This window comes from Pseudomonas sp. MT3, assembly GCF_054720805.1.
This window is the reverse complement of the sequence record NZ_JBTVPY010000001.1, coordinates 336,194-352,570: the sequence shown is the minus strand read 5'-3', so window position 1 is coordinate 352,570 and position 16,377 is coordinate 336,194. Positions and strand designations below refer to the sequence as shown.

The 16,377-nt window shown below is 66.6% G+C and carries 13 protein-coding genes; 8 read left to right on the top strand and 5 right to left on the bottom strand.

Translation table 11 applies throughout. The features are described 5' to 3' along the window. Positions 1–369 precede the first annotated feature (369 nt). From ACYCAX_RS01505 to ACYCAX_RS01495, 3 genes are read left to right on the top strand one after another with little or no spacing between them, the layout of a single operon-like run. Positions 370–1,872, top strand: a complete 1,503-nt coding sequence (locus ACYCAX_RS01505) for an OmpA family protein (protein WP_460247287.1) — start codon at positions 370–372, stop codon at positions 1,870–1,872. 12 nt (positions 1,873–1,884) lie between these two features. Further along, positions 1,885–3,648 carry a hypothetical protein gene (locus ACYCAX_RS01500; RefSeq protein WP_460247286.1) on the top strand — a complete coding sequence of 588 codons (1,764 nt, stop codon included), beginning with the start codon at positions 1,885–1,887 and terminating at the stop codon, positions 3,646–3,648. Next, complete coding sequence (locus ACYCAX_RS01495) at positions 3,648–4,481, top strand: hypothetical protein (RefSeq protein ID WP_460247285.1); 834 nt, start codon at positions 3,648–3,650, stop codon at positions 4,479–4,481. Before ACYCAX_RS01500 ends, ACYCAX_RS01495 begins: the two co-directional genes overlap by 1 nt. Positions 4,482–4,572: 91 nt before the next feature. Here ACYCAX_RS01495 and ACYCAX_RS01490 read toward each other — a convergent pair whose 3' ends face one another. The 3 genes from ACYCAX_RS01490 to ACYCAX_RS01480 all read right to left on the bottom strand — a co-directional run bounded on the left by ACYCAX_RS01490 (position 4,573) and on the right by ACYCAX_RS01480 (position 8,248). Next, positions 4,573–5,433, bottom strand: a complete 861-nt coding sequence (locus ACYCAX_RS01490) for an SMP-30/gluconolactonase/LRE family protein (protein WP_460247284.1) — start codon at positions 5,431–5,433, stop codon at positions 4,573–4,575. Positions 5,434–5,802: 369 nt separating this feature from the next. After that, the gene (locus ACYCAX_RS01485; RefSeq protein WP_460247283.1) at positions 5,803–7,044 is read right to left on the bottom strand and encodes an EAL domain-containing response regulator; all 1,242 of its coding nucleotides are present in this window, start codon (positions 7,042–7,044) and stop codon (positions 5,803–5,805) included. A 190-nt stretch (positions 7,045–7,234) separates the two neighbouring features. After that, positions 7,235–8,248: an ABC transporter substrate-binding protein gene (locus ACYCAX_RS01480; RefSeq protein WP_015477569.1), complete on the bottom strand. Its 1,014-nt coding sequence runs from the start codon at positions 8,246–8,248 to the stop codon at positions 7,235–7,237. Positions 8,249–8,516: 268 nt separating this feature from the next. On the opposite strand from ACYCAX_RS01480, the gene ACYCAX_RS01475 reads away from it, so the two are divergent. From ACYCAX_RS01475 to ACYCAX_RS01455, 5 genes are all read left to right on the top strand, one after another. Continuing rightward, positions 8,517–9,968, top strand: a complete 1,452-nt coding sequence (locus tag ACYCAX_RS01475) for an amino acid permease (protein ID WP_015477568.1) — start codon at positions 8,517–8,519, stop codon at positions 9,966–9,968. Positions 9,969–10,201: 233 nt separating this feature from the next. Beyond that, entirely contained in the window at positions 10,202–10,978 is a 777-nt protein-coding gene (otsB, locus tag ACYCAX_RS01470) for a trehalose-phosphatase (protein ID WP_294973402.1), read from the top strand. Further along, the gene (locus tag ACYCAX_RS01465) at positions 10,975–12,774 is read left to right on the top strand and encodes a glycoside hydrolase family 15 protein (protein ID WP_294973404.1); all 1,800 of its coding nucleotides are present in this window, start codon (positions 10,975–10,977) and stop codon (positions 12,772–12,774) included. Before otsB ends, ACYCAX_RS01465 begins: the two co-directional genes overlap by 4 nt. After that, entirely contained in the window at positions 12,756–14,168 is a 1,413-nt protein-coding gene (gene otsA, locus ACYCAX_RS01460; protein ID WP_015477565.1) for an alpha,alpha-trehalose-phosphate synthase (UDP-forming), read from the top strand. Before ACYCAX_RS01465 ends, otsA begins: the two co-directional genes overlap by 19 nt. Positions 14,169–14,709: 541 nt before the next feature. Then, a complete protein-coding gene (locus ACYCAX_RS01455; protein WP_015477564.1) occupies positions 14,710–14,919 on the top strand; it encodes a cold-shock protein in 210 nt (69 codons plus the stop codon). Positions 14,920–15,003: 84 nt separating this feature from the next. Here ACYCAX_RS01455 and ACYCAX_RS01450 read toward each other — a convergent pair whose 3' ends face one another. Together ACYCAX_RS01450 and ACYCAX_RS01445 are read right to left on the bottom strand one after the other, a co-directional pair. After that, positions 15,004–15,315, bottom strand: coding sequence for a cupin domain-containing protein (locus ACYCAX_RS01450; protein WP_294973408.1), 312 nt, complete (start codon positions 15,313–15,315; stop codon positions 15,004–15,006). A 171-nt stretch (positions 15,316–15,486) separates the two neighbouring features. Continuing rightward, on the bottom strand, positions 15,487–16,347 hold the full coding sequence (locus ACYCAX_RS01445) for a LysR substrate-binding domain-containing protein (protein ID WP_460247282.1): 861 nt from the start codon (positions 16,345–16,347) through the stop codon (positions 15,487–15,489). Positions 16,348–16,377 lie beyond the last annotated feature (30 nt).

Genomic DNA, 16,377 nt, shown 5'->3' with positions numbered 1-16,377 from the left:
TATCATTCAGAATGTGATAGATTCCTCGCCCACAAAGTGAGTCAGATCGAAGCGCCATGACGGCCGCTCGCCACCCGTTCAAGGAGGATACCGGTGCAATATCTTCACGCCCGCTGTTTGCTGTCGGCGTCCATTCCCGCGTCGGCGCGTCCTGGCCAACGGCCCGAAACCTCCTTTTCCGCTGCGGCGCCTGCCTGCCGTAATGCCTCGCCGCTGCCCGCCTGTTGTTCCGCGCGGGGCACGAGGTCCATCGCGAATTTCCCGTCGAGCAGCCAGCCGCTCCGCGCGGCCTGACGCCTGCCATCCGCGACGCGTCCTGCCGGCGCTCGCCCTCGTTCATCCGCCGACCCACGACCTTAAGGGGTAGTCATGTTCAGCAATGCCATTCTGCGGCCGACCGCGCTCGCCGTAGCCATTTCGCTCGGCCTGAGCGGCTGCGCCAGCATCGACAAAGGCCTTGGAAGTTCCAATGGCGCTACCGCCTGCGTCCTCGGCGGGATCGCCGGCGCGCTCATCGGCGGCGGGGTGGCGGCGGCCACCGGCAAGAACATCGGCGCCGGAGCGGCAGTGGGGGCGGTCGTGGGCTGCGGCGCAACCTACCTGTACCAGCAACGGGTCAAGCGCCTGCAGGCCATCGCCAAGGAAGAGGGGATCGACATCCAGGTCACCGAGCTGCAGGCCGCCGCGCCGGCCGGGCAGGCGGCGCAGCCCGGCGCCGCACCGGCGGTGGTCGGTATCGAGGCGCAGGTGCAGGACAGCTCGATGTTCGATGTCGGTTCGGCACGGGTCACCGTGGACGGCCAGCGTCAGTTGCGCAAGATCGCCCAGGCACTGGCCGAAGGGCGCAACGATCCGAAGAACGCCGGCAAGAAGATCCTCGTCGTCGGCCATACCGACGCCACCGGTTCGGCCGAGTTCAACCAGCGCCTGTCCGAGCAGCGCGCCCGCGCGGTGGGCGGCATTCTCGCCGAGGTCGGCATTCCGGCCAGCGACATCTACTACCAGGGCGCCGGCGCGTCCCGTCCGCTGGCGGACAACGCCAGCGAGTCCGGCCGGGCGAAGAACCGCCGCGTCGAGATGACCGAAGTGGACAGCCAGCAACTGCTGGTGGAGCGCGTGCGCGCCGAACGCAACAATCCCAAGTACCTGGCCCACGGCACGGCCCGTCCGGCTGCCGCCAAGCCGGCGGACAAACCGGCCCGCGCGCCGGCCAGGCCCGCGCCGCTGCCGGTGCCCCAGGTGCAGCCGGAGGAAACCGTCGAGGCGGCCCCGTCGAGCGGTATCAGCCTGCCGGGCAAGGGCGGTATCGACTTCGGCGGCAGTCCGGTGTTCAGCACCACCTCGACCCTGGCGCAGGGCATCCAGCCGAAGGCCTCGACCTTCAGCCTGATTGCCCCGGCCTACGCGGCGGTGCCCGCCAGCTCCTGCATCGGCGACATGCCGCGCAGCGAGGGTGAGGTGAAGAACCTGGCCAGCGGCGCGCCACTGGGCGAACCGGAGACCACCGACTACCTGCCGGGCATGAATGGCCGGCCTTGGGGCAAGGTGGTGAACGGCCACGTGGCGCTGGTCGGCCCGGTGTCGATCCTGCGCGAGAACGCGCTGGTGGTGGCGCAGCCGGAGATGCAGTTCATCGCCAACTACAAGGCCGGCGGCAAGAAACAGTCGGCGAAATTCCCGGGCGTGGCCAACGCCTACGAAGGCGAGGACAAGGTGCTCTACCGGGTGTTCGCGGCGGACCCGGCGACGTCGCCGGTCACCTGCATGGACATCGTCTTCGACAAGCGTTCGGGTGCCGCCAGCGGCGGGGAGATCTACTACCCGAAGCAAGGCCAGGCCTACGTCGCCAACTTCCAACCCATCCGAAAATAACGAGAGCTGACCATGTTCGATACGATTCGAGCGTTCTTCCTCGCCTACTGGTACGTCGTGGTACCGGTGGTGACCCTGTGCTTCCTGGCCATTCCGGTAATCGTGTACTGGAACGAGGTGCGCTACTGGCTGATGAACGTGCGCATGCGTCTGCCGATGGTGGGGCGCATCCGCAGCTGGGTCCGTCATCCGGGCACTCCGGAGGACTCCGGTTTCCTCAGCTCCGAGCGTGAGCTGTGCTCCTTCTATGCCAAGTACTACGACGACCACAAGGTGGACAAGGCCTTCTTCAAGAAGTGCGAGAACTACCTGGCCAAGGCCAACGAGGATGGGCGCCGCGAGAAGAGCCTGGGCATCTGGGCGCTGATCATCGTGCTGATGCTGATCGAGGCCACCGCGTTCGGTTACGCCCTGGCGCCGTTCGCCCTGACCCTGGCCACGCCCAAGACCGCCATGATCGGCGCCTTCGCCATCGGCCTGGTGATCTCCATCATCTGCCTGCTGCTCTCGGAGTTCGCCGGTCGCGAGCTGTACAAGAACTCGGTGGTCGGCCACATCATGTCCTTCGAGGACCTGCGTGGCACCGGCGACATGGGCGACATGGTGCGCAAGAACCTGATCACCATCGACAACACCACCGATGACGACGCCCGTCCCGAGTTCCAGCAGATGCTCAACCGCGTGCGCGCACCCAAGGACGGCGCGATGCCGGCCAAGCGCTACCGCGTGGTGTCGGCCTATACCGTGTTCATCGTGGTGCTGGCTTGCGCTGCCTTTTGGGTGCGTACCGAAACCCTGAACGCCCAGGAGGCCGAGCTGATCGCCAACCCGCCGGCGGTGAGCCAGTCCGCCGACGACTTCCCCAGCGGGGGCGACGACGACTTCCCGCTGACCGACGACATGGCCAGTCTGAGCCAGCAGTCCGCCGGCAAGAGCGCCCAGGACCAGATCGACGCGCTGCACCGTGCCTCGCTGGTGACCTTCGCCGTACTCAGCGTGCTATTCGTGTTCATCCAGACCACCTCGACCTTCCTGGCCTACATCTTCGGCTTCGCCGGCACCCATTCGCGCAAGGCCTGGGAAATGACCCACGATTTCGCCAACGCCGATGAGTTCGAGCGTCACCACCTGAGCAAGGCGCGCTCCATCGCGGTGGACGCACAAAGCTCGCTCGGTACCCTGCAGGGCCTGCAATCCCGCGTGTTCCGCGTCAGCGGTACGACCAAGACCGACACCGGCAAGAACCTCCAGCAGCGCACCTTCGAGAATTACCTCGTGTACGCCGCCAACGAGGCGACCGGCAAGCAGACCGACGAGATGATGCGCAACTTCATCCAGAAGGGCATCGACCGCGTCCAGGCGCTGATCGACGAAGGCGACCTCAACGCCGCGGCGAAGGCTTTCAACGACATCGGCCCCGCCGTGGCGAGCATCAACACCAGCAACCAGGACCTGCTGCCGCTCAAGCAGAAGTTCGAATCGCTGCGTCCGATGTTCCAGGCCGTGCTCGCTCCTCGTCCCGAGCCGGTGGCCGCCGCCGTCCAGGTGGTTGTGGCCGAGCCCGTGGCTGTCGCTCCGGTCGTGGCTGCCGAGGTTGTCGCGCCGGTTGCCGCCGCACCCGCCGCACCAGTAGAGGCGCCGGCCTTCGACAAGAATGCCTGGGGCGATCTGACCGACCTGGAAGAAGAAGACCTGCCTCAGGTTGCCGCCAAATACGCGGTGGACGTCGCGCAGTTGCGCCGCGCGCGCAAGCTGCAACAGCTGGAGAAGGTGTGATGAAACTGCGAGGCCTGCTCCTGGCGCTGGCCCTCGTGCCCGCCGCCGTGATGGCGGCGGAGCGCAATGACGTGCCCAGTTGCTACGCCGCCGCCAAGGTCGAGGAATTCCGCACGCCCGCATCCGGGCGGATGCTCACCGTGGTGGTGGACCAGACCACGCCGCTGACCCCGGACCTGCAACGCACGGCCTGGGGCCATATCAAGCGCTTCATGCAGCCGGGCGACAAGCTGCGCCTGTACAGCTTCAGCGCCTACCTGGACGGGCACTACACCCAGCTGCGCTTCGCCGGCGAGCTGGAGCGTCCGCTACAGGCCTCGGTGATCGAGGACGTGCCGATGATGTCCACGCGCAAGCTGGACAACTGCCTCAAGGGGCAGCCGCAGATCATGTTCAAGCGCTTCGGCCAGGCCTTCGCCAAGGCGATGGGCACCTCCAGCAGCGACATTCCCCGCAGCGAGATCCTCTTCTCGCTCAAGGAAATCGGCCAGGACATGCAGAAGGCGGACGGGGTGGACGACAATGTCGTCTTCCTCCTCTCCGACATGCTGGAGTACAGCGACTTCGGCAGCTTCTACGTGGCCAACGGCATCCGCACCATCGACCCGACGGTGGAACTGGCCAAGGTGCAGAAGCAGAACCTGATGGCCGACTTCGCCGGCGCGCGGGTCTACGTGCACGGCGCGGCCTTCGTCCCGACCACGGCGAAGAATGGCTACCGCAGCGGCAAGATGATCCAGAACCTGCAAGGCTTCTGGAGCGCCTACTTCGCGAAGTCCAACGCCGAGCTGCGCGGCTTCGGCAACCCCGAGCTGACCTCCGCCCTGGAGTGATCGGCCCGTTCCAGCCCCGCTGCGCCGTTCGGCGCCGGGGCCGGATCCATCCACGACGCCGGGTTTTGCCCCGGCGTTGCGTTATTCGCGGTCAGCGGCTGGGTTGCAGCGTCAGCACGCGATTACGGCCACCTTCGGCCAGCAGGTAACCGCCCTTGCCGTCGGGAACGATGGTCTGCGGCGCCTTGAGGAACGACAGCACGGTCTGCGGCTCGCCCTTGCCATCCCACAGCAGCAGGCGTGCGCGGTGGGTGGAGTCTTCGCTGATCCAGATGCCCCGTGCGTCGCACATGACGAAGGTGGGCTTGTTCAGGCCGCCGAGGATTTCCGGGTCGTGGCCGTCGTCACGGAGCTCGCGGATCGCGCCACGGTTCTTCTGGGTGTAGAGCAGGCGGCCATCGGTGCAGCGGGTGATCGACTCGGCTTCGTCGAGGCGCTCGCGCACTACGCTCAGGTCGCCGTCGCTCCAGCGGTAGCGCAGCAGCCGGCCGCGGTCGTGGCGGTCCTCGATGGCATAGAGGGCGTCGCCATCATCCCACAGCCCCTGTATCGAGTTGCCCTGGAACAGTGTGCTGAGCTTGCCGTCCTTGAGCATCTGCACCGGCCTGTCGTCCGTTTCCTGGCTGAACACCCAGCCGCCACGGGCGGCGATCAGCCCGTCCGGCTTGGACAGGCCGTCGATCACCACCTTGCGTTCACCGCTCGGGGTGATGCGCAGGATGTTGCCCTGGTCGTCCTTCAGTTCCTGGCTGACCAACAGGCCGCCGTCGGCCAGCGGGACGATGGAGGCGGCTTTCTTCACCTCGCGTTGCAGTACCTGGACGTTCCAGCCAGCGGCGGCCTGGACCGGGTAGAAGTCCTGCCAGATGAAGAAGCCGACGGCCGCGGCGACGGTGAGGGCGGCGGCGGAGAGGGCGATGCGCAAGGGCGAGCGGCGAGGAGAGTCGGTCATGAGGGGGCGAGTCGTTATTGTTGGAAGGAGGCGGGCATTCCCGGCCAGCCGGTACGGCCGTGCATGGTAGCGGCTGTCGAGGGCCGGGGGATAGCGGAGCCTCCACAGGTGGGAAAACCCTTCCAACGCCGGATCAGGCGAGCGTGGGGCTCCCTCCCGGCACGATGGAGGTCGGGTAGGGGACATCCAGGCATTTTCTCGACACATTGCAAGCAGTTGGCGGAGGTTCGTGCGCAACGCCTGTGCGGGAGGAGAGGGAGGGCAAACTGATAGCAATGACCTACAATTTGTAGGTCCTTTGCTGAGGACACCCAGACGGCTGTTGCGGACAGGAGGTCAGCAACAGCCGTCTTTCTATTCTGGCGGGGCTCAATCGGCCAGGTGCACCAGCGAACCAGGCAGGGGCCGGATCGGGCCCGCTTTCGGCTGGTGCGTCGGCGTGCCGCGCAGCAGCCCGGACAACCCATCGGCCGCGGCGGGCTTGCCGAACAGGTAACCCTGGGCCGCCTCGCATCCCAGGCTCTGCAACTGGCGATGCTGGCTGGGGTTCTCCACGCCTTCGGCTACGACCCGCAGGCCCAGTTCGCGGCCCAGCGCCAGGGCGTTGGTCAGCACGATCAGGCGGCGCGGATCGCCCGTATTGAGGTTGGCGAGGAAGCTGCGGTCGAGCTTCAGCTCGGTGAACGGCAGCTCCACCAGGCGTTGCAGGTTGGAGTGCTTGCAGCCGAAATCGTCGATGGCCAGGCCGCAGCCCAGCAGGCGCAGGCGCAGCACGTTCTCCAGGCTGGACGGCAGCGCGTGCAACGGCGACGACTCGGTCAGCTCGAAGGTGACGTTCCGTGGATCGATCTCCATGCGCCGCAGTTCGCACTCGACGCTGACGGCGAAATCGGTCCGGGCGATCTGCTCGGGTTCCAGGTTGAAGGACAGTTCCAGGTCGGTCCGGCCGTGGGCCCGCAGGGCGTCATGGGCCTGTGCCATCTGCTGGAACAGCAGCGCATCGAGCATTCCATCACGGCGCAGGGCTGGCAGAAATTCGTCCGGCAGCAGTACCTGCCCGTCCTCGCGGTGCCAGCGGGCGAGCACTTCGAAACCATAGATCTGCGCGGTGGCCACCATGACCTTGGGTTGCAGGGCCACGCGCAACTCGCCGCGCTCCAGCACCCGACCGATGTCGGCGCCATCGAGGGCGCCCAGGTGGCGAGGCGATACGCTCCGCTCCAACGCGTGAGGTTCGAAATCCACCAGCAGGGCGCGCAGGCGCTCCAGGGTGGCCGGCTCGTTGCCCAGCCAGAACACCTTCATGCCCTGCAGCCGCAGCAGGTGCGCCAGCGTCGACCAGGTGCCCGGCGCCATCTCGCCGCTGACCACCACGCCGTGGGCGAGTTGCTCGCGCGCCACGGTCTGGAGGAACTCCAGGCGCGGCACCGGATCGATGTGCACATCGCAGATCAGCAGATGCACGCCGCCGACGCTGCGCAGCCGGTCCAGAACCAGGGCGTTGCCGGACACCTCCGCGAGGACGCTGTAGCCGAGGTGGTGGAGGGCGGTCACCGCCGCCGAACGGTGAGGACCGGACGCCTGCAGGATCAGCGCGGAAAGGGGAGGCATGGAAGACTCGGATGGGCGTTTGGGGCCTCGGCATTCTGAGAATTGGCGCTCGCTTGGTGAATCGTCCAATTCCGCTTTTGCTATCAGAGAAATCCTATTTGGAGGCTCCCGACGGCCCATCGCTCAGCCTTTGCCCCCACCTGCGGCACCCGGCCAGGCGCCATGCCGGCCAGGTCGGGGCGGCCACGGTTCACAGGGCGGCCTTGACCCTGGCGCGTGGCTCGGCTGGCAACCAGCCCTGCCACACCTGCGGGTTGGCCTTGAGGAAATCGCGCGCGGCCTCGCGCGGTTCCTGGCGCGTCTCGCTCATCCTGGCCAGGGCCGCGTTGAGCAGGTCGATGGGGATGTCGACCTTCTCGAACAGCGCCACCAGTTCCGGGTATTGCCGGTGGAAGGGCGCGGAAACCCCTACCGACAGCTTGGCCGGCAGCGAACGGCTGCCCCGCGGATGGGGATTGTCGGGGTCGGAGAGGGTCTTCCAGGCCTCGGCGTCGAACGGCGGCTCCTCCAGGCGCAGCAGCTTGTAGCGGCCCATCAGCGGGGTCGGGGACCAGTAGTAGAACAGCACCGGCTTGCCCCGGCGGATCGACGAGGCGATCTCGGCGTCCATTGCGGCGCCCGAGCCGCTGCGGAAGTTCACGTAGCTGCCTTCCAGCCCGTAGGCCTTGAGCTTCTGCGAGTTGACGATCTCCGACGTCCAGCCGGTGGGGCTGTTGAGGAAGCGACCCTTGTCCGGCGACTCGGGGTCGCGAAACACCTCGCGGTAGCGCGGCAGGTCGCTCACCGAGCGCAGTTCCGGGGCCTGCGGGGCGATGCCGCGCGCCGGGTCGCCGTGGACCACGTAGTCCGGCACCCACCAGCCCTCGTCGGCGTGCTTCACCAGGTTGCCCAGGCCGAACACCCGGCCTGCGGCTTCGGCCTTGATCCAGGCCGGGCTGCGGCCGGTCCATTCCTCGCCGATGACCTGGATGTCGTTGCGTGCCAGCGCGGCCTCCAGGCTCACGGTACTGCCCGGCAGGGTATCGGTGGGGTAGCCGTAGCCCTGTTCCACCAGCAGGCGCAGCATCTCGGTGATCAGGCTGCCGCTTTCCCAGGTCAGCTCGCCAAAGTGGATCGGTTTGCGTTCCTCGGCGGCCTGGACGCCTTGCCCCAGCAGGCCCAGGGCGAGCAGCGCGGTGCCCAGCCAGCGTGTGATCGTGTGCATGTGCGGATCCTTGTCGTGCCCGGAAGTCGGTGGTCAGCTTTGTATAGTAGAAGGTCCTCTCCGGCACGGCCGGCGAGCGGTTGGCTATGGGGAGCCGATCGCCGTGCGCCACGGCATTCGGGGGTGGCGTCAATACCTCTGGCGCAGCCTCGAAATAGTTCTAGGCTTGCGCAGGCCTCCATCTGCTTCAGATCAGTCCTGTCTCCTTGCCCGAGGACTAGAACGGAATCACCGACCCGACAGGGCCAGCTTCGGAAGGAGTCGAATCATGAAACATCTATCCCACGTGGAGGGCGGCACGGGCGACGGCAAGGTCGGCCTGTTCGGCCTCACCTCACTGATCGTCGGCAGCGCCATCGGCTCGGGCATCTTCGCCTTGCCCGCCACGCTCACGGGCGGCGCCGGCGCCCTCGGTATCCTCTGCGGCTGGGCCATCGTCGCCTTCGGGATGCTGTCGCTGGTCTCGGTCTATCGCAACCTCACCCTGCGCCAGCCGAACATCGACGACGGCATCTACGGCTGGTCCAAGGCCGGTTTCGGGCATATTGCCGGGTTCATTGGCGCGTACGGCCACGGCGCCGGCGACGCCATCGGCAACGCCTCCTACCTGGTGGTGATCTTCAGTGCCCTGGGCGCCTTCGGGGTGTTCTCCTACTTCGGCGATGGCACTACCTGGCCGGCGATCTTCGCCGCCTCCGCGCTGCTGTGGGTCATCAACGCGCTGGTGCTGCGTGGGGTGAAAACCAGCACCACGGTGAACAACGTCGCCACCGTCGCCAAGGTGGTGCCCATCGTGCTGTTCATCGGCCTGGCGCTCTACCACTTCGACAGCCGCGTGTTCATGACCGACTTCCGTGGCCAGAGCCACGGCGCCTCGATCTTCGCGCAGAGCAAAACCGTGCTGCTGGCCGCCATGTGGACGCTGATCGGCCTGGAGTCCGGGACCATCTACGCCACCCGCGCGCGCAAGCTCTCCGATGTGGCCAAGGCATCCACCCTCGGTGCGATCATCGTCTCGCTGCTGCTGGTGGGCACCTCGGTGCTGGCGCTGGGTATCCTGCCCGCCGCGCAGATCACCCAACTGCACCAACCGTCGATGGCCGGGTTGATGGCCGCGATGGTCGGTCCCTGGGGCGGCATGCTGATCAACATCTGCCTGATCGTCTCGGTGGTCGGCGCGCTGATCGCCTGGGTCGCCCTGAGTGCCGAGGAAGTCATGCTGTCCGGTCGCGGCAAGAGCGCCACCCAGTGGCTCGGCCGGCTCAACACCGCCGGTGCGCCGCGCAACGCCATGTGGCTCACCACGGGGATCGCCCAGGCGATGATGCTGGTCGCCGGTTTCAGCCATGCCGGTTATCTCGCGCTGTTGTCGTTCTCCACCTCGCTGGCGCTGATCCCATACCTGCTGTCGTCGATGTATTCCTTCAAATGCGCCTGCACCGGGCGTGGCTACGAGGGTGACAAGGTGCACGGCCGTTACTGGGAAATGGCCCTGTCGGCCTTCGCCGTGTGCTTCGTGCTGTTCATGCTCTATGGCGCTGGCCTGAAGTATGTGCTGCTGGCCTCCGTGGTCTGGGCCGTCGGCCTGCCGCTGTTCATCCTCGGCAAACGCGAGCAGCGGGAGAAACTCAGCGCCGTGGAATGGATCGTCTGCCTCGTCGTGATCGGCATGGCCCTGGCCGGCCTGCTCGGTCTGTGGACGGGCCACCTGGTGCTCTGAGGTTTCGTTCCATCCCCCGGCCCGGGCGGGCCGGGGCCTTCCGGCCGCCTTCGGGGCGGCCTTCTGCCATGCACCGTCCGGGCCATTTCCGGTCGACCCCCGTGGCCTCGCATGTTACGGTCCAGTGACTCCTTCAACCGTCCGTTGCGGCTTCGCAGGCGCAACGGCACGAGCTGCAAACGGAGAAATGGCTTATGTCACGTCCCCCGCAACGAGGACCTGTCGACACGGCCATGACCCCGCATAGCGAGGTCTCAGCCACTGCGCTGCTGCAACTCTGGCTCGGCCAGCACACGCAGACCGCAGTGTTCCTGGATGTCGACGGAACCCTTCTGGACATCGCCGAAGCCCCCGACGCGGTATACGTCCCGCCCGGGCTGGTCGATGCGCTCAGCGAGCTGCATCGACGCCTCGACGGTGCCCTGGCCCTGATCAGCGGCCGCCCGGTCGAAGAGCTCGACCGGCTGCTCCATCCCCTGCGCCTGCCCGCCAGCGGCGGTCACGGCGCCCACTGGCGCGAAACCGGCGACAGTCCGCTGCGCCGCACCACCAAGGACTTGCCCGCCTGCGTGCGCGTGCAGCTCAATGCGCTCGCCTGCGCCCATGCCGGCGTACTGGCCGAAGACAAGGGCAGCAGCTTCGCCCTGCATTACCGCACCGCGCCCGACAGCGCGCCGGCGCTGCGCGTGGCCTTGCAGGCGCTGCTCAGCGCGCCGGAAGGCGCGGGCCTGTGCTTGCTGGGTGGCAAGCAGGTCTACGAAATCATCGCCGAGGACGTGGACAAGGCCGGCGCGATCCAGCGCCTGATGACCACGCCGGCGTTCGACGGGCGCCGCCCGCTGTTTGTCGGCGACGACCTCACCGACCAACCCGCCCTGGCCCTGATGCCCGGCCTGCAAGGGCTGGGACTCTCGGTCGGGCGCACGCTGCCGGGGGCGAGTGCCGTCTTCGCCGACGCGGCGGCGGTCCGTACCGCACTCATCCTGGCGGCAGGAGGAAACCCTCGATGACTGAACGGCACGACGGAGCACTGGAACTGGGTCTGATCGGCAACTGCCGCGTGGCCGCCCTGGTCAACCCACTGGGACGGTTGGTGTGGTGGTGCTACCCCAACTTCGATGGCGACCCGGCGTTCTCCCGGCTGCTGGCCGGCGACGAGGAAAAGGGCTTCGCCGACGTGCTGCTCGACGGCCAGGTCAGCCACGTATCCGAGTACCAGCGCAACACCGCGATCATCACTACGATCCTGCGCGACGACAGCGGCGGGGCCGTGCGCATCACCGACTTCGCCCCGCGCTTCCTGCAATACGGCCGGGTATTTCGCCCGGCCCAGCTGTGCCGGCTGATCGAGCCTCTGGAAGGGCTGCCCAGGATCACCCTGCGCGTGCGCCCGACCCACGGCTACGGCAAGCCGCGCCGCAGCGTGGCGGGCTCCAGCCACATCCGCTACCTGGACGGTGACGAGCCGATCCGCCTGACCACCGATGCGCCGCTGTCCTACCTGCTCAATGAAACCCGCTTCGCCCTGCGCCATCCGGTGAGCATGGTGATCGGCATGGACGAGCCGCTGGACAACGCACCCGGCGAGGTCGTGCGGGAATTTCTCAAGCGCACCCAGGGCCACTGGCACGACTGGGTGCGGGGCCTGGCGATCTCCTTCGAATGGCAGCAGGTGGTGATCCGCTCGGCCATCACCCTCAAGCTGTGCAACTTCGAGGAAACCGGCGCGATCATCGCCGCCGCCACCACCTCCATCCCCGAGGCGCCCGGTTCCCAGCGCAACTGGGACTACCGCTACTGCTGGCTGCGCGATGCCTACTTCGTCATTCTCGCCCTCAACCGCCTGGGCACCACCCGCACGATGGAGGGCTACATCGACTTCATCACCACCGTGGCCAGCGGCGATGCCGAACTCAAGCCGCTGTACGGCATCATCCCCGACATGGATCTCACCGAGCGCAACGAGCCGGACCTCGCCGGCTTCCTCGACCACGCGCCGGTGCGCGTCGGCAACCAGGCGGTGGAGCAGAACCAGCACGACGTGTTCGGCTCCGTGGTGCTCGCGGTGCTGCAGAGTTTCGTCGACGATCGCCTGCCCAGCCCCAGCAGCGACGGCATGCTGCAACTGCTCGAGTCCCTCGCCGCCAAGGCCGCGCACGCCGCCTTCGAAGCCGACGCCGGAATCTGGGAATACCGGGGCCGGCAGCGCATCCACACCCATTCCGCGCTGCTCTGCTGGGTCGCCTGCGACCGCGTGGGACGGCTGTGCGGGCGGCTCGGCCGGAGCGAGGCGGCGCGTGACTGGATGGCCCGGGCGGCGAACCTGCGCGAGCGCATCCTTCGCGAGGCCTGGAGCGAACGCAAACAATGCTTCACCGGCAGCTTCGGCTTCGACGACCTCGACGCCAGCGTGCTGCTGATGCATGAACTGGGCATCATCGAAGCCGACGACCCGCGCTTCGTCGCCACCGTCGAATGCATCGGCCGCGAACTCAACGTCAACGGCCACCTGCTGCGCTACGCCGCGCCGGACGACTTCGGCGTGCCGGAAACCGCCTTCCTGGTGGTCAAGTTCTGGTACCTCGACGCGCTTGCCGCCATCGGCCGCCGCGACGAAGCCCGCGCGCTGTTCGAAGAGCTGATCGCCGCGCGCAACCGCTACGGCCTGCTCTCCGAGGACCTGCACCCGCACACCGGAGAACTCTGGGGCAACATCCCGCAGACCTACTCGATGGCCGGGTTGATCAACTCGGCCATGCGTCTGTCCATTGGCTGGGAGGAGGGTCTATGCCGCGCCTCGTGGTGATCTCCAACCGGGTCATGGTGCCTGACGAATTCAACCCGGCCGCGCCCGGCGGCCTCGCCGTCGCGGTGGAGGCCGCCATGCGCCAGCGCGAAGGCATCTGGTTCGGCTGGAGCGGGCAGGTGGCCGAGGAACCGGGCCCGCTCGCCACCCTGGAGCGCGGCAACCTCACCTACATCCTCACCGACCTGCATCCGCAGGACTTCGACGAGTACTACAACGGCTTCGCCAACCGCGTGCTCTGGCCGATCCTGCACTACCGGGTCGACCTCGCCGAGTTCAGCGAGGCCGACTTCGGCGGCTACCGGCGCGTCAACGAATTTTTCGCCGAGCGCCTGAGCCCGCTGCTGGAGCCGGACGACGTGCTCTGGGTGCACGACTACCACCTCATCCCGCTCGCCCTGGCCCTGCGCGCCCGCGGGCACGCCAACCGCATCGGCTTCTTCCTGCACATCCCCATGCCGCCGGCGGACCTGCTCACCGCGATGCCGCACCACGCCGAACTGATCCGCGCCCTCACCGAATACAACCTGATCGGCTTCCAGACCGAAAACGACGCCAGCAATTTCGCCCGCTACCTCACCCGCGTGGTCGGCGCCGCCACCCCGGATGGCCGTCGCTACCACCTGGAAGACCAGCACTTTCGCGTCGGCGTGTTCCCCGTGGGCGTGGATGCCGACGGCTTCCGTGCGCTCGCCGAGAACGCCTCGCGGACCCCGGCCGCCGACGACCTGCGCGAAAGCCTCGGCGGCCGCGCGCTGATGGTCGGTGTGGACCGCCTCGACTATTCCAAGGGGATCGTCAACCGCCTGGACGGCTACGAACGTTTCCTGGAGCGCTACCCGGAATGGCACAACCGCGTGACGTGCCTGCAGATCTCCCCCGGCAGCCGCCAGGACATCCCCGAATACGCCGACATCGACGCCGCGGTCAGCGCCCGGGTCGGGCACATCAACGGCCGCTTCGGCGCCGTGTCCTGGGTACCGCTGCGCTACGTCGGGCGCAATCACCACCGCGAGGACATCGCGATGGTCATGCGCCACGCCCGTATCGGCCTGGTGACGCCGCTGCGCGATGGCATGAACCTGGTGGCCAAGGAGTTCGTCGCCGCGCAGGACCCGGACGATCCCGGCGTGCTCATCCTCTCGCAGTTCGCCGGCGCCGCCGCCGAGCTGGGTGGTGCGCTGATCATCAACCCTCACGACCGCGACGCCCTGGCCGACGCCATCAACACCGCCCTGCGCATGCCGCTGGGCGAGCGCCGGGCGCGTCATCGCGACATGTACGCGGTGCTCCAGGCCAACGACATCCGCTTCTGGGGGCCGAGCTTCATCGACGCGCTGACAAGACCGGGGAGGGCGCTGAACTGGTTGTCGAACCATTACCTCAGCCATTGAGGCTGTTTGCGGGTGCGGGGGCGGGGGCGCCCAATGCCTGCTCGCGAAGCACACGCTGCGCTTGTGCCGGGGTGTGCCGGAACGCCGATCGCGGATGAATCCGCTACTACGAAAGCTGCACCTTGACGTAGGAGCTTGTCCGCGATGCTCCTGCTCTTCGCAGGGCGGATAGCGTTGCGTGCAATTTGCCGTACCGGCTACGTTCCGCGGGGTTGGAGCTGGCTTTCGAGGCCTCAACGGAACAATCGGAAATCCACCCGCCCGACAGGCTGAAACGCTTCAAGAATGGGGCTTTGCGCCTGTCCAGAGTTCACTTCTAACCTTCGACCGCCCGTCAAATACCCCCGTCTACGATAAAAAAAACTACCAATTCCCCACACCCCATGTATTCTGCTCGCGCTGCCTGCCCGGTAAAGCGCCGCGACTTGATGTTCTGTCTACACGATGTTCCATCTCCTCGGCACCTCTTCACTACGCATTCAGCTCATGGTCGGTCGGTATTCGACTGGCCTTTAGCAATCAATATTCTGGAGACAACATCATGTCCGATCGTCAAAACGGCACCGTCAAGTGGTTCAACGCTGAGAAGGGCTTCGGCTTCATCACCCCGGAAAGCGGCCCGGACGTATTCGTTCACTTCCGTCAGATCGAAGGTAACGGCTACAAGTCCCTCGACGAAGGCCAAAAGGTCAGCTTCATCGTGACCGCCGGTCAGAAAGGCCCGCAGGCCGAGCAAGTTCGCGCCGTCTAATCGACGCCACTTGTAGAAAAAGCCCCGCATTCGCGGGGCTTTTTCATTCTCGCTGTCAAAATGCCGTCCGATGCCGCGCCGCTGTCAGACACTATCCTCGGTCTCGATCACCAGAATGCGCGCCTCGCCTTGAGGGTGAGCTACATGCTCGGTGCCGATCGACGCATAGAAGATATCCCCGGTTTCCAGCATGACCTTATGCTCGCCGGCGGTATCGCGATAGTGCATTTCCACCCGTCCGTCGAGCACCGCGAACACTTCCTCACCGTCGTTGATGTGCCATTTGTATGGCTGGTCGGTCCAGTGCAGGCGGGTGGTGATTCCGTTCATCTTGGTGATATCGAGCGCGCCCCAGGGGCGATTCGCGGTGAAGTGCTTGCTGCGGATGATTTTCAAGATGTCCTGGCTCCGTCGGGTGTTTGCCCATGCGGGGTGGATGGTCTGCCAGCCGGTACAGCAGCGTTGGCCTCGCGCGGACAATAATGCGGGTTTGTGCGCCGTGCCAGATTATCCGGTGGTTATGTCTGACTGATCCCGCCTGTCAGCTTTCGACAGCGTCGGAGGGCCTCAGGGCACCCCAAAAGCCCCCTCCAGCCACTCGCAGAACCTCATCGCCTGTGCATCCCGCTCGCTCTGCTGATGCACCAGCAGCGACCAATTCGGCCCGCGCACGGTCTGTTCGCACAGCGGCGTCAGCAGGCCGTTGTCCCTGGCATCGCCAGCCAGCAACCGGCTCACCAGCGCGATGCCCAGGCCCTGGCTGGCTGCATCGAGCAGCAGGCCGGGGTCGGAGAAGTTCAGGCCTTCGCTGTGCTGGCCGATGTCGGCGCCGCCTTGTACGTGCCAGTGCGCCCAGTCCATTTCCCGTTCGCCGTGCAGGGTAGTGCGCGTCGCTGCCGGCTGATCCAGCAGGCGCGGGTGGCAGGCGGGGTAGAGGCGGTCTTCCAGCAGCACGCGGAAGCGGCATTCAGCCTGGGCGCTGAGGTCGTCGCGCACGGCGATGTCGATGGTCTGGGTGGCCATGTCCGGGGTTTCGTCGGTGGTCAGTAGCCACAGGTCGATCTGCGGGTGGTGCGTATGGAAGTCGCCCAGGCGCGGCACCAGCCAGTGACGGGCGAAGGCCGGGGTGGTGTTGACCACCAGTTGGTTGGGCTTGCGGTACTGGTCCAGGCGGCGGATGCCCACTGCCAGTTGTTGCAGCAGCGACTGGGTGGTGCTGAGCAGGTCGAAACCGGCGTCGGTGAGGGCGACCTTGCGGCCATTGCGGTGGAACAACGGCTGCTCGATGAAGCTTTCCAGGCTGCGGATCTGTTGGCTGATGGCGGACTGGGTGAGGTGCAGTTCCTCCGCCGCCTTGTGGAAGCTGCCCAGCCGGGCGGCGGCTTCGAAGCCGCGCAGGGTGTTCAGGGGAGGCCAGTGCTTGAGCATGATCGATAAGTTCTGCTGATCAGATTTACG

What these genes read in the sequence shown, in the direction of transcription:
- ACYCAX_RS01505 (WP_460247287.1), top strand. Translation starts at nt 370, where the DNA reads ATGTTCAGCAATGCCATTCTGCGGCCGACCGCGCTCGCCGTAGCCATT.
- otsA (WP_015477565.1), top strand. Translation starts at nt 12,756, where the DNA reads ATGCCGCGCCTCGTGGTGATCTCCAACCGGGTCATGGTGCCTGACGAA.
- ACYCAX_RS01490 (WP_460247284.1), bottom strand. Translation starts at nt 5,433, where the DNA reads ATGACCGACTCTCCTCGCCGCTCGCCCTTGCGCATCGCCCTCTCCGCC.
- ACYCAX_RS01480 (WP_015477569.1), bottom strand. Translation starts at nt 8,248, where the DNA reads ATGCACACGATCACACGCTGGCTGGGCACCGCGCTGCTCGCCCTGGGC.
- ACYCAX_RS01485 (WP_460247283.1), bottom strand. Translation starts at nt 7,044, where the DNA reads ATGCCTCCCCTTTCCGCGCTGATCCTGCAGGCGTCCGGTCCTCACCGT.
- ACYCAX_RS01455 (WP_015477564.1), top strand. Translation starts at nt 14,710, where the DNA reads ATGTCCGATCGTCAAAACGGCACCGTCAAGTGGTTCAACGCTGAGAAG.
- ACYCAX_RS01500 (WP_460247286.1), top strand. Translation starts at nt 1,885, where the DNA reads ATGTTCGATACGATTCGAGCGTTCTTCCTCGCCTACTGGTACGTCGTG.
- ACYCAX_RS01445 (WP_460247282.1), bottom strand. Translation starts at nt 16,347, where the DNA reads ATGCTCAAGCACTGGCCTCCCCTGAACACCCTGCGCGGCTTCGAAGCC.
- otsB (WP_294973402.1), top strand. Translation starts at nt 10,202, where the DNA reads ATGACCCCGCATAGCGAGGTCTCAGCCACTGCGCTGCTGCAACTCTGG.
- ACYCAX_RS01495 (WP_460247285.1), top strand. Translation starts at nt 3,648, where the DNA reads ATGAAACTGCGAGGCCTGCTCCTGGCGCTGGCCCTCGTGCCCGCCGCC.
- ACYCAX_RS01475 (WP_015477568.1), top strand. Translation starts at nt 8,517, where the DNA reads ATGAAACATCTATCCCACGTGGAGGGCGGCACGGGCGACGGCAAGGTC.
- ACYCAX_RS01465 (WP_294973404.1), top strand. Translation starts at nt 10,975, where the DNA reads ATGACTGAACGGCACGACGGAGCACTGGAACTGGGTCTGATCGGCAAC.